Source organism: Mesorhizobium sp. CAU 1732 (assembly GCF_039888675.1).
In the GTDB taxonomy this organism is placed as follows: domain Bacteria; phylum Pseudomonadota; class Alphaproteobacteria; order Rhizobiales; family Rhizobiaceae; genus Aerobium.
On record NZ_JBDQQR010000001.1, the window covers coordinates 1,439,189 to 1,452,011 of the forward strand.

At 65.0% G+C, this 12,823-nt stretch carries 13 protein-coding genes; 6 read left to right on the top strand and 7 right to left on the bottom strand.

Annotation, left to right across the window (positions count from 1 at the left end; all coding sequences use genetic code 11):
- Positions 1–71 precede the first annotated feature (71 nt).
- Positions 72–587 (top strand): glycosyltransferase, encoded by a 516-nt coding sequence (locus AAFN55_RS07030; protein WP_347800210.1) that lies wholly within the window; start codon positions 72–74, stop codon positions 585–587.
- On the opposite strand, the gene moaB is transcribed toward AAFN55_RS07030, so the two are convergent.
- The 6 genes from moaB to AAFN55_RS07060 form a co-directional block, all read right to left on the bottom strand.
- Positions 584–1,141 (bottom strand): molybdenum cofactor biosynthesis protein B, encoded by a 558-nt coding sequence (gene moaB / locus AAFN55_RS07035; protein WP_347798144.1) that lies wholly within the window; start codon positions 1,139–1,141, stop codon positions 584–586. The genes AAFN55_RS07030 and moaB overlap by 4 nt on opposite strands.
- Complete coding sequence (locus AAFN55_RS07040) at positions 1,128–2,033, bottom strand: 4-(cytidine 5'-diphospho)-2-C-methyl-D-erythritol kinase (protein ID WP_347800211.1); 906 nt, start codon at positions 2,031–2,033, stop codon at positions 1,128–1,130. The genes moaB and AAFN55_RS07040 overlap by 14 nt, the downstream gene beginning before the upstream one ends.
- A gap of 20 nt (positions 2,034–2,053) precedes the next feature.
- Positions 2,054–2,242, bottom strand: coding sequence for a hypothetical protein (locus tag AAFN55_RS07045; protein ID WP_347798145.1), 189 nt, complete (start codon positions 2,240–2,242; stop codon positions 2,054–2,056).
- Positions 2,243–2,338: 96 nt separating this feature from the next.
- Positions 2,339–3,205: a S49 family peptidase gene (locus AAFN55_RS07050; RefSeq protein ID WP_347798146.1), complete on the bottom strand. Its 867-nt coding sequence runs from the start codon at positions 3,203–3,205 to the stop codon at positions 2,339–2,341.
- 81 nt (positions 3,206–3,286) lie between these two features.
- Complete coding sequence (locus AAFN55_RS07055; RefSeq protein WP_347800212.1) at positions 3,287–4,090, bottom strand: methyltransferase; 804 nt, start codon at positions 4,088–4,090, stop codon at positions 3,287–3,289.
- Positions 4,090–4,314: a DUF2007 domain-containing protein gene (locus tag AAFN55_RS07060; RefSeq protein ID WP_347798147.1), complete on the bottom strand. Its 225-nt coding sequence runs from the start codon at positions 4,312–4,314 to the stop codon at positions 4,090–4,092. The genes AAFN55_RS07055 and AAFN55_RS07060 overlap by 1 nt, the downstream gene beginning before the upstream one ends.
- 164 nt (positions 4,315–4,478) lie before the next feature.
- On the opposite strand from AAFN55_RS07060, the gene AAFN55_RS07065 reads away from it, so the two are divergent.
- From AAFN55_RS07065 to glyS, 5 genes are all read left to right on the top strand, one after another.
- Positions 4,479–5,495, top strand: coding sequence for a polyprenyl synthetase family protein (locus AAFN55_RS07065; RefSeq protein ID WP_347798148.1), 1,017 nt, complete (start codon positions 4,479–4,481; stop codon positions 5,493–5,495).
- 141 nt (positions 5,496–5,636) lie between these two features.
- Entirely contained in the window at positions 5,637–7,655 is a 2,019-nt protein-coding gene (locus AAFN55_RS07070) for a tetratricopeptide repeat protein (RefSeq protein WP_347798149.1), read from the top strand.
- Positions 7,656–7,762: 107 nt separating this feature from the next.
- Entirely contained in the window at positions 7,763–8,725 is a 963-nt protein-coding gene (locus AAFN55_RS07075) for a glycine--tRNA ligase subunit alpha (RefSeq protein ID WP_347798150.1), read from the top strand.
- Complete coding sequence (locus AAFN55_RS07080; RefSeq protein WP_347798151.1) at positions 8,722–9,318, top strand: cysteine hydrolase family protein; 597 nt, start codon at positions 8,722–8,724, stop codon at positions 9,316–9,318. Before AAFN55_RS07075 ends, AAFN55_RS07080 begins: the two co-directional genes overlap by 4 nt.
- 3 nt (positions 9,319–9,321) lie before the next feature.
- On the top strand, positions 9,322–11,763 hold the full coding sequence (gene glyS / locus AAFN55_RS07085; RefSeq protein WP_347798152.1) for a glycine--tRNA ligase subunit beta: 2,442 nt from the start codon (positions 9,322–9,324) through the stop codon (positions 11,761–11,763).
- 541 nt (positions 11,764–12,304) lie between these two features.
- Here glyS and AAFN55_RS07090 read toward each other — a convergent pair.
- Positions 12,305–12,730, bottom strand: coding sequence for a hypothetical protein (locus tag AAFN55_RS07090; RefSeq protein WP_347798153.1), 426 nt, complete (start codon positions 12,728–12,730; stop codon positions 12,305–12,307).
- Between the last annotated feature and the right edge of the window lie 93 nt (positions 12,731–12,823).

Genomic DNA, 12,823 nt, shown 5'->3' on the forward strand with positions numbered 1-12,823 from the left:
AACAAAGCAAGAACTTTCTTCGCTGCAGCGCAACGCTGGCGTTGCCGTGCGGTTTCGGCTATTTCGCGATGATGCTGTCGGTCGTGATCGAAACGCGGAACCACGAGGATGCGCTTGCGCGCACGCTGTCATCTCTGGTGGGGGCAGCGGTCGAGGGCGTCGTTCGCGAGGTGATCGTCTGCGACACCGGCTCGTCCGACCAGACCCATCGCGTCGCGGAGCATGCCGGCTGCCATTACATCGCCAATGCGCATGCGTCCGCCGGGGTGCGGCAGGCCAAGAGCGAATGGATCCTGCTTCTGGAACCGGGCGCTCGCCTGCGCGAGGGCTGGATGGAGACGGTGATGTCGCACATCAACGCGGCGACGAACGCGGCGCGGTTCACCCGCTCGAAGCATCCCCGCCTGCCTTTTCTCTCCCGCATATTTGCCGGCCGGCGTCCGCTGGTGGACGGCCTAGTGATCACCAAGCGCCAGGCCATGTCGCTGTCGCGCGGCGACGGTTCGGCCGGCATGATCGCCAAGGCGGTCTCCGCCCGGCGTCTCGCCGCCGAAATCCTCGCTGCGCCTGTGGTCAAGGATGCCTAGACGGCAGTTCCCGCGCCGCGCCGCAGATGCTCGTCCAGCCGGGGCATGATCTCCACGAAATTGCACGGCATGTGCCGGTAGTCGAGCTGCGGCTTGAGGATACCGTCCCACGCGTCGCGGCATGCGCCCGGTGAACCCGGCAGCACGAAGACGAAGGTCGCGTTGAGGACGCCGCCGGTCGCGCGCGACTGGATCGTGGAGGTGCCGATCTTGTCGTAGGAGATGCGGTGGAACACTTCTGAAAAGCCGTCCATGCGCTTTTCGAACAGTGGCTCGAGCGCCTCAGGCGTCACATCGCGGCCGGTGAAGCCGGTCCCGCCGGTCGTGATGATCACGTCGATCGCATCGTCCTTCGACCAGCGCGAGACGATCGCGCGGATTTGTTCGACGTCGTCGGTGACGATGTCGCGCGCGGCAAGCCTGTGACCGGCTTCCGCGATGCGCTCTGCAAGCGTCGCGCCGGACTTGTCGTCGGCGAGGCTGCGCGTGTCGGAGACCGTGAGAACGGCGATGCCGACCGCCACGAAGGGTCTCGTCTCGTCAATCCGCGCCATGGATTTGCTCCCGCTCGATCGTCCGTGTCGCCTCGACATACCATGTTGGACGGGCGGTAGCGATTGCGGCCGCCGCTGTCGCCGCCTCGTCCTGTGAGCCGAAGATGCCGAAACATGTCGCGCCCGACCCGGACATGCGCGCCAGCGCTGCCCCATTGGCGGTGAGCGTCTTGACCACGTCGCCGATGTCTGGCGCGATCGACATCGCCGGATGTTCGAGATCGTTGCGCGTCGAGCCCAGCCAACCAACGAGGTTGGCCATGCTGGACGTGGCACGCAATGGCGGCAGCGGCGAATTCTCGCGGCTTTGCAGCGCCTTGAAGATCGCCGGTGTGGAAACGCCGACACCGGGATTGGCCAGCACCATATGAAGCTCCGGCAACACGACCGGCGCCAGCCTCTCTCCGATGCCGGTTGCGATGAGCGGTCGGGCTGCAAGGCACATCGGCAGATCGGCTCCGAGAGCCAGGGCCTCGCGTCGCAGAACCTCCTCGTCGAGGTCGAGCCGCCAGACCCGGCACAGAACACGCAAAGTCGCAGCCGCGTCGCTCGACCCGCCGCCGATCCCCGATGCGATCGGCAACGCCTTGTCGAGGTCCAGCGCGACGGCAGGTGTCGGCCGCGTGCCCGCCAACCGTCGCAGCAGATCGCGTGCGCGCGCAACGAGATTGTCGCTGTCGGTGGCGAGCCCTTGCGCGTAGCGGCCCTGAATGGTGAGCGTGTCCCGCTCAGCGAGGCGGGCGGTCACGGTGTCGCCGGCTTCCGTGAACACGACCAGCGTGTCGAGCAAATGATAGCCGTCGTCGCGCCGGCCGGTGACATGCAGCGCGAGGTTCACCTTCGCGGGCGCATGCGCGACGAATGCGTCAGACGTCACGGCAAAACTCGACATGATGCCCGGACTGTCGACGATCACCGGTCCTTCAGGAGGTGGTATTCGCCCGTCTTCGGGTCCTTCACAAGCGTGCCCTGCGATCCGGCCTGGCGCTCGGTCTCGGCGCGGCGTGCCTTGGCGGTCACCCGCTCCGCCTCGCGCACGAAGGATCGGTATCCGATATAGCCGGCAACACCCAGGAGGGCGAAAAAGATCAACTGAGGCATTCCAGTTCTCCCTTCCTGGGGGTGCGGATCGAGGCCGCAATCACACGAAGTCGATAGTAGATGCATTTTGGGCGGAATTGAAGCACCGCACGCGCATCACAGTCCGAACCGGCTCCACAGCGCGCGCTCCTCGGCCGCCTCGAAAAGCCCGTCGGCCGCTGCCGCCGCGATCTCGCCGCCGCTTGGCAGCGAGGAGCCGAAAATGCCGAGCTTGCGGCCGAAGAAGCCGCGCGGCATCGAGACGAGTTGCAGCCTGGTCTTCTCGCCATAGCGCTGCCTGAGGAAACCGCGCATGTCGCCCATGCCGTCGATGAGGCCGAGATCGAGCCCGGTCTTCGCCGTCCAGAACATGCCCGTGAAAAGGTCCGGATTATCCGCGAGCTTCGCGCCGCGCCGCTCTCTCACCAGTTCGATGAAAGTGTCGTGGATCTCGAGTTGCAGCGTCTTCAGGCGCTCGACGTCTTCCTTCTTTTCCGGGCGGAAGGGATCGAGGATCGACTTGTTCTGGCCGGCCGTGTGGACGCGCCGCTCGACGCCGATCTTCTTGATGAGTTCCTGGAAGCCGAAGGAGGCCGAGACGACGCCGATCGAGCCGACGATCGAGCTTGGGTCCGCGATGATCTCGTCGCCCGCGACCGCGATCATGTAGCCGCCGGATGCCGCGACGTCCTCGACGAAGACGATGACGCGCTTGTTCTTCTCCTCGGCGAGGTCGCGAATGCGCTTGTAGATCAGCCGCGACTGGACCGGCGAGCCGCCCGGCGAATTGATCGAGATCGCAACCGCCGGCGCATCCTTGACCGCGAACGCCTTTTCGATCAGCCCGGCTGTCGTCGCGAGCGACAGGTTCTGCCGAAACGCGCTTCCGCCGGACATGATGGCGCCATGCAGGCGGATGACGGGAATGGTGACTGCGTTGGAGCGCATCGAGCGGGGAAGAAGGCGGCTGAACAGTCGTCTCACGAGGGGCATGTCTCCTTGGGCTGGAATCGGATGTAGGAACTCGCGCCAGAGGCGCAATATCGCAGCCCGCGCTTTGTTGGCCTAATCCCCGAAAAGCGACGCCTTTCCGTTGCATATGGCGTCTGCGCGCTCCGAAAGAGCCTCGCCGGTGTCGCCATGCAGGATAAGCGGAGGCACCAGCGACAGCGGCGCGCGCGACCCGAGCACGGCACGCACGATGATCCGGATCGCGTTTTCGGACGGCCGGGGCAGCACCGGCATGATCTGCGCGTTGCCGAACCGCCCCTCCATCGCCGAGAGAATTTCCGGCAGGGATTGCGGCCGGGCGATCAGGCCGAGGCCGCCGCGCGGACGAACGATAGCCGCCGCCGTCCGAAGCCAGCGCTCGAAGAGGTCATCATCCATCACATGGGCGGCGCGGCGCAAGGCGTCGGGCGATGCGCGGTCGACGGCGGCGTTGAAGGGCGGGTTCATCAAGACGTAGTCGAACCCGTTGTCGGCAAGTCCGGCCGCCAGACGCGCCTTGCCCGTCAGCGTCACGTCCGCGACCAGCAACTCCGCCCGGCCGTGGATGCGCGTATTGGCCTCATGCGCGATCGTGAGGCGTGCAAAGCGCGCCATCGCGTCGGAATTCTCGATGAGCGTGACATGCGCCTGCATGCAGCGCGAGATCGCAGCCAGCCCCGCCGCGCCGGAGCCCGCGCCGAGATCCGCGATATGTCCCCCGAAGCTGGACGGTACACAGGCCGCGAGCATCATCGCATCCATGCCTGCGCGATGACCGCGCGATGCGGGCTGCACGAGATGGAAACTGCCGCGATGGAAGGCGTCGAGCGTGTGCGGCTCGTCGTTCACGTCGCTGTCATCGACACGGCTCTCCGCGATCACTTGTTCTTCATCTCATCCGCAATGCCGGCGTCGACCAGCAGCCTGCGCGCCTCGGCCGCGTCGTCTTCCGAAATCATCACCCGGCGCGGCAGGATGCCGAGCGAGCCTTCGATGATGCTCATGTTCTGGTCGGCCACGAAATGTTCGAGCCCCGCATCTCGCAGCAGGGCTTCCACAAAGGAGATCAGTACGGGGTCGTTGGTGCGCATCAATTCGATCATGACGATGAAGCTTTCAGGTTGGATCGCCGATGTAAACGGCAAAGCTGTGTGGTGGTGGGGAACGCGCACCGCGCCAATTCGCCCCTTGTCGTACCCGATGCCTCTGCCTAGAGTCTCGCAAAGCGAGGATTGCGGCCGGGCCGCGCGGACGGGAGTTCCATTTGGTGGGCGTTGTAGTCAACATTGAGGGCGGCAAGCGCGAAAACGCGTCGATCGAGGCCATCATAGCGCTGACGCGCGCCGATATGGGGCGGGTCAACGAGCTCATCCTGTCCAAGGCCGGCTCGGACGTCCAGATGATTCCCGAGGTTGCCAATCACCTGATCTCGTCGGGCGGCAAGCGCCTGCGCCCGATGCTCACGCTCGCTGCCGCGCAGATGTTCGACTACAAGGGCGACGGCCACGTCAAGCTCGCGACAAGCGTCGAGTTTATGCACACCGCGACGCTGCTGCATGACGACGTCGTGGACGAAAGCGATATGCGGCGCGGCAAGCGCACGGCCCGCATGATCTGGGGCAACCAGGCCAGCGTACTGGTCGGCGATTTCCTGCTCGGTCAGGCGTTTCGCATGATGGTCGAGGTCGGCTCGCTCGACGCGCTCGATATCCTCTCATCGGCTGCCTCCGTCATCGCCGAGGGCGAGGTGATGCAGTTGGGCGTCGCCAAGAACCTCGAAACAACCGAGGACGACTATCTCGCCGTCATCAAGGCGAAGACGGCGGCGCTCTTCTCGGCCGCCGCAGAAGTCGGGCCGATCGTGGCAGGTGCGTCGAAGAACGACCGCGCGGCACTGCGGTCGTACGGCACCAATCTCGGACTCGCCTTCCAGCTCATCGACGACGCGCTCGACTATGGCGGCGACACCAAGAGCCTCGGCAAGAATGTCGGTGACGATTTTCGCGAGGGCAAGGTCACGCTGCCGGTGATTCTCAGCTATCGGCGCGGCTCGGCCTCGGAGCGCGAATTCTGGAAGGCCGCGATCGAGAACGACCGCACCGACGATGATTCGCTCGATCGCGCACGCGGCCTGATGACCAAACACAACGCGATCGGCGACACGATCGGGCGCGCGCGCCATTTCGGCGAGATCGCCCGCGACGCGCTCGCGCCCCTCAAGGCCACCCCGCAAAAGCAGGCGATGCTGGACGTTATCGACTTCTGCATCAGCCGCGTGAACTGAGACGCCTGGACTTGCGGCGGTTTCTGACAGCCTCGTGATCCCCGGCGGATTGATACGTCTCCGCAAAAAGGCCATGCTTTCGGCCTTCAAACGTTTAGCGAGTCCGGTATCGGGCGCGTCGGACCGACAGGAAGGGATGCAATGCGGCTTTTGACAGGACGCTGGATCGTGGCTGCGGGACTGCTCGCCAGCACGGCGCTCACGATACCGGCATCGGCGAACCAGCCAGAGACCCCGCTCGAGATGGTGCGCGTCAGCACGCTTTCGGGCGCCTACCTCGCGGCACGCATAGCCGAGACGGACAACGAGCTCGACGCTTCCATCGCCTATTATCAGCGCGCGCTGTCCTTCGATCCCGACAATCAGACGCTTCAGCAGAGCCTGCTTCTCGGTTTGATCTCGCAAGGATCGTTCGAAGAAGCGCTTCCGTTCGCTGAAAAACTGAAGTCTGCGCCAGAAGTCGAGCGTTTCTCGCGCCTCGCGCTCGGCGTCGACGCGATCAACAAGGGCGAGTACGTCGAAGCGCAGAATTTTCTCAAGCTGGCGCTCGAATCCGATCTCGACAAGCTGATCACCGGCATCATGACCGCGTGGGCCAAGCTCGGCGCGGGAGACGATGCAGGGGCCCTGGCCACACTCGACAGCCTGTCCGGCCCCGAATGGTACAACCTCTTCGTCAGCCACCATCGCGGCCTCATCGCCGATCTCGCCGGCGACACGGAGGCGGCACGCACCGCCTATGAGGCGACCGCGACCAACGCGGCAGCCGGCGGCGCTGCTCCCGATGCATATCTGCGCGCGCTCGAAGCCTATGCGGGTTTCCTGGCAAGGCAGGGCGAGCGCGACGAAGCGCTGGCCGTGCTCGACAAGGCCGAGGAATTCGCGCCCGGCCGCGTCACTGTGGTTGCACTTCGCGAGCATATCGAGGCCGGCGACGAAATCGCGCCGCTCATCCCCGACGTGAAGAAGGGGACGGCGGAGGTCCTTCTCAACCTCGCGACCGCGCTCAACCGCTCGGGCGGCGAGTCCTTCGTGCGCCTCTATCTCCAATATGCGATCGCGCTCTGGCCCGACAGCGACGCGATCCTGATCCAGCTTGCCGGCGTCGCCGAGCAGCAGGGTGACGGCGCGCGCGCGATCGCGTTCTACGAGAGGATTCCCGACGCCTCGCCCATGAAGCGTGTCGCCGAATTGCAGCTTGGCCTCAATCTGGCTGACCTCGACCGCCACGACGAGGCGATCGAGCATCTGAAGGCCGCGCTTTCGGAAGATCAGGACGACATGCGCGCCTATCTGGCGCTTGGCGGCGTCTACTCCTCGCAGGAAAAATACCAGGAATCCGCCGATCTCTACGATCGCGCGGTGGCGCTCATTTCCGAGCCGAAGCGGCAGGACTGGAACATCTTCTACCAGCGCGGCATCGCCTATGAGCGCCTGAAGGAATGGCCCAAGGCGGAGCCGAACTTCCGCAAGGCACTGGAACTCTTCCCCGAGCAGCCGCAGGTCCTGAACTATCTCGGCTATTCCTGGGTCGACATGAACATGAACCTCCAGGAAGGGCTGGACATGATCCAGCGGGCCGTGGATTTGCGCCCGAGCGACGGCTACATCGTCGATTCGCTGGGCTGGGCGTATTATCGGCTCGGACGGTTCGACGATGCCGTGCGCGAACTCGAGCGCGCCGTTGGCCTGATGCCGGCCGACCCGGTCCTCAACGATCATCTGGGCGACGCCTACTGGCGCGTCGGACGCAAGCTCGAAGCGACCTTCCAGTGGAAACACGCGCGCGCCCTCGATCCCGAGCCGGAAATCCTGGCGGACGTCGAGAAGAAGCTGGTCGAAGGCCTGCCGCCGGTCGAGGATCGCGCTGAAGTCGAGGAAACCACCGAGGAGGCGTCGCTGGCGCCTGCCATGGTGCCGATCCCGGATGTGCCCGCCGCGCCGCGCCAGCCTGCTCCCGCCGCAGCCGTCGAAACGGTCTCCACGGGCGATCCGGTCCACGTCGTCCTGCCGGGCGAGTCGCTCTGGTCGATCGCCAACCGGGCGCTCGGCGACGGCAACCGGTACAACGACATCCTGGAGCTCAATCCCGAACTGCGCGGCGATCCCGGCCGCATCGTTCCCGGCCAGCAACTGCGTCTGCCCCAGGCCGCGAACTGATCTCGCGAAAGGCGGCAACGCGCAAAGCGTTGTCGCGCTCTCCTTGACGCTCCACCGCGACCTGTCTAGGACGTGGCCGACCCGCCACAGCCCTTCAGAGGCATGCCGTGACCACCGACAAGCCTGCCCATATGCATCCGAGCCGCTCCTTCCAGGGGCTTATCCTGACGCTGCACGACTACTGGGCGGCCTATGGCTGCGTCGTGCTCCAGCCCTATGACATGGAAGTCGGCGCCGGCACGTTCCATCCTGCTACGACGTTGCGTGCGCTCGGGCCCCGGCCGTGGAACGCCGCCTATGTGCAGCCGTCGCGCCGGCCGAAGGACGGGCGCTATGGCGAGAACCCGAACCGGCTCCAGCACTACTACCAATATCAGGTGATTCTGAAGCCGAACCCCTCGAACCTTCAGGAACTCTATCTCGGCTCGCTGGAGGCGATCGGCATCGATCCGCTGCTGCACGACATCCGCTTCGTCGAGGATGACTGGGAAAGCCCGACGCTGGGCGCCTGGGGCCTCGGCTGGGAATGCTGGTGCGACGGCATGGAGGTCTCGCAGTTCACCTATTTCCAGCAGGTCTGCGGCATCGAATGCGCGCCGGTCGCGGGCGAACTCACCTACGGGTTGGAGCGTCTCGCAATGTATGTGCAGGGCGTCGACAACGTCTACGACCTGAACTTCAACGGCCGCGAAGGCGCAGAGAAGGTCACCTATGGCGACGTGTTCCTACAGGCGGAGCAGGAATATTCGCGGCACAATTTCGAGCATGCCGACACGGCCATCCTGTTGCGCCATTTCGAGGACGCCGAGCGGGAGTGCAAGGCGCTCCTCGATGCCGGTGCGCCCAAGGAAAGCGACAACCGGCCGGTGCACAAGATGGTGTTTCCCGCCTACGACCAGGCGATCAAGGCGAGCCATGCCTTCAACCTGCTCGATGCGCGCGGCGTGATCTCGGTCACCGAACGCCAGAGCTACATCCTGCGGGTCCGCAACCTGGCCAAGGCCTGCGGCGAAGCGTTTCTTGCAACAGAAGCCGGCGGGTTCGGCTGGACGGAAGGAAAAGCGGCATGAGCGCGAAGACACTTCTCCAGCTTGCCGGTGCGAACCTGACCCCGCCCACGCTCTCCGAAGCGACCGTGGTCGTCATCGATGCGCAGCGTGAATATGTCGACGGCGCGCTGCCGCTGCCGGACGGCAAGGCGGCGCTCGCCAACATCGCCGCGCTTTTGTCCGCCGCGCGCGGGGCCGGCACGCCGATCGTCCATGTCCAGCACAAGGGCAAGCCGGGCGGGCTGTTCGATCCCGAAAAGACCGCCTTCGCCTTCGCCGACGAGGCCGAACCGCGCGTCGGCGAGACGGTGGTCGAAAAGGGCCTGCCCAACGGCTTTGCCGGAACGGGCCTCGCGGAAGTCCTGGAGAAGGCCGGCCGCAAGCGGCTGATCCTCGCCGGCTTCATGACGCATATGTGCGTGTCGGCGACCGCCCGCGCGGCGCTCGACCTGGGCTACCAGACGACCGTCCTGTCCGACGCGTCCGCGACGCGCGACCTCCCGCATGTCGATGGCTCCGGCGTCTTGTCCGCCGCCGACCTCCACCGCGCCGAACTGGCAGCCCTTGCCGACCGCTTCTCGATCGTCTGCCGCACGGCCGACATTCTGGATTAAACCATGCCCGACCTGCTTCTCGAACTTCGCAGTGAAGAGATACCCGCACGCATGCAGCGCAAGGCTGCGGGCGACCTGAAGAAGCTGGTCACCGACGGTCTGGTCGATGCCGGCCTGACATACGAAGCCGCGACCGAATACTGGACGCCGCGCCGGCTGACGCTCGACATTCGCGGCTTGACTGCCCGCTCGAAGGACGTGCGCGAGGAGATCAAGGGGCCGTCGACCAGCGCGCCGGAACAGGCCGTGCAGGGTTTCCTGCGCAAGGCGGGCCTGAGCGACCTGTCGCAGGCGCATGTCCATACCGATCCCAAGAAGGGCGAGTTCTACGTCGCGCATCTGTCTAAGCCGGGCAGGGGGGCGGAAGAAATCATCGCCGAAATCATGCCGCGCATCGTGCGCGACTTCCCGTGGCCGAAATCGATGCGCTGGGGTGCCGCGTCTGCCAAGCCCGGCTCGCTGCGCTGGGTGCGCCCCTTGCAGACGATCCTCTGCACCTTCGGTCCCGAGACCGAGGAGCCGGTCGTGGTCGATTTCGAGGTCGACGGCATACGGTCCGGCAACGTCACCTACGGCCACCGGTTCCATGCGCCGGACGCGATCGTGGTGCGCCGCTTCGACGACTACGTGACCAAGCTGGAAGCCGCCAAGGTCGTGCTGGACGCCGAGCGCCGCAAGCGCATCATCCTTGACGACGCCCGGAACCTCGCTTTCGCGAACGGTCTCGACGTGATCGAGGACGAAGGCCTGCTGGACGAGGTCTCGGGCCTGGTCGAATGGCCGGTCGTCCTGATGGGCGAGTTCGAGGAGAGCTTCCTCGACATCCCGCCCGAGGTCATCCGCCTCACCATCCGCGCCAACCAGAAGTGCTTCGTCACGCGGCCGCAGGGCGAGACGGAGCGCCTCGCCAACCGCTTCATCCTGACGTCGAACATCGAGGCGAAGGATGGCGGCAAGGAAATCGCCTATGGCAACGGCAAGGTCGTGCGCGCGCGCCTGTCGGACGCCGTGCATTTCTGGAAGACCGATCAGGCCGACCTGCCGGACCTCGACAAACTTGCCGCATCGGCCGAAAAATTAGGGCTCGATCTCAAGAAGCCGCTCGACCAGCGCATGGCGCGGCTCGATCATCTGGATGTGACCTTCCACGCGAAGCTCGGCACGCAAGGCGAGCGCGTCCAGCGCATCCTGGCGCTTGCGCGCGAGATCGCTCCGGTCGTCGGTGCGGACCCCGATCTGGCGGCCCGCGCGGCGCTGCTCGCCAAGGCCGATCTGCCGACGGAAGTCGTCGGCGAATTCCCCGAACTGCAGGGCGCGATCGGCCGGAAGTACGCGGTTCTTCAAGGCGAAGACGCATCCGTCGCCGCCGCGATCGAAGAGCACTACAAGCCGCAAGGCCCGTCCGACGTCGTGCCGACCGACCCGGTCTCGATTGCCGTCGCGCTGGCCGACAAGCTCGACACGCTGGTCGGTTTTTGGGCGATTGACGAGAAGCCGACGGGCAGCAAGGACCCGTATGCGCTGCGCCGGGCGGCGCTGGGGGTGATCAGGATTTTGGTGGAGAATGGGGTGCGGTTGAAGATTGCAAACGCGATTCACATTGCTCGTACGGAACTGGTCCGTAGTCATCTGCACGCGCACTACCCACTGCGCATCGAGAAGCGTGACGGTGGCCGTGTAGCTCTACTCCCAGTATCAGTCAGCGGAACGATCTCGCAACACTGGGGTGAGCCCGTAACGACGCTCAATGAGTGTGACAACGACCATCTCACTTTCCGTCTACCAGACGAGTTCAAAATTCCCTCAGCGGTCGTACTTGAAGACGATCGTGGCGAGTATGGTGATCGAGAAGTTCGTCCTATCAAGTGGATACTCTCAGACCTCCTCTCCTTCTTCCACGACCGCCTCAAGGTCTACTTGCGCGACAAGGGTGCGCGGCACGACCTGATCGACGCCGTGCTGGCGAGTGGCGGCAGCGGGCCAATCTCTCCCGTTGACGGGGAGAACACGGCTTCAGCGGCCAATGACGACCTGCTCCTCGTCACCTCGCGGGTCGCGGCACTCGGCATCTTCCTCGACAACGAGGACGGGAAAAACCTGCTCGCCGGCACCAAGCGCGCCGCCAACATCCTGGCAGCCGAGGAGAAGAAGGGAACCGCGGTTGCCGGCGAAGTCGACCCCGCCCTGTTCAGGCAGGACGAGGAGGCGCGGCTGTTCGAAGCGGTGAATCAGGCCGAGAACAACGCGGCGCAAGCGGTTCAGAACCAGGACTTTTCCGCCGCCATGCTCGCGCTCAGCACGCTCCGCGAACCCGTCGATGCGTTCTTCGAGGCCGTTCTGGTGAACGATGAGGATCAGGCCGTGCGCGCCAACCGCCTGGCCCTCCTCGCCCGCATCCGTCACGCGACAGGACAGGTCGCGGACTTCTCCCGGATCGCAGGCTGACCGGCTGGGCGCGAAATCGCGCTCGGCTATTCAATCCCCGCAACGCGACAGACTCCGCGCTCGACCGCCACCGGAGATCGGCGGAACATCGGAACCATCCCGCCTGTGATATACTGTCGAGGCATGGATTCCCGGGTCTCCCTCCGCTTCGCTCCGGTCGCCCGAGAATGACGAAGCGTATTGATTTCGCTCCGAGATTCGAAACGGTGACGGTTGTCGGAACAATCCCTACTCCGCTTCGTCATCCTCGGGCGGAGCAGGAACGAAGTGACTGCGCAGACCCGGGGATCCATGCCTCGCCGCTTCAGTCGCAGGATGGGGCAAATACGGCGCTCACCCGTTCCCGCCCCACCCATCCCGTGTACCCCATAGCGGAGGGCGGGGCTGGTGGATGAGGGCGAGCGCGAACGTTGGATGCTTTTGCGAAAAGATAGGGCGACCGGCACGGGATTGGGACCAAGTGTCAGATAAGTTGGTGCCGGCCCTCATCCCGCACGACGTGCCACCTTTCCCTGTAAACGGGGAGAAGAAGAGCGCTCCGTCAGATAAACACCCAGACGCCGAGCCCCATCGCCGCCAGAGTGAGGATGGGCGTCGTCATGCCCAGCATGCGCATCCAGGAGGGCGGCGTGACCGTCCCCTGCATCCTGCTCATCGCAACGCTCAGGACGAGGATCACGAGGAGCAGCAGGAAGGAGATGACCAGCTTCGCTGTGTAGGCCTCGCCGAGGTCCATCATGTCGTAGCGGAACAGCCACAGGCCGAGGCCCGACAGCCAGATCAGCACGATGCCGGCCAAACCCAGCCGCCCGAAATGCGGGCGAAGCGCCGTAAGTTGCGGCGAGGGGACTGCCCCGCGCCGTATTTGCCGCGTCACCACCATCGCCCCGAACCCAGACGCCGCACCCAGCATCAGGCCGAAAATGTGGATGAACTTCAGGACGAAGTTCATGGTGAGTTCGATCATGGCAGCCCCCTGCGGCAAAGACGATGCGCAGAACGGTCTACCCGAAAGAGATTCAAAAACAACAGCATGTGGCGCGAATCGGACTCGGTTCGC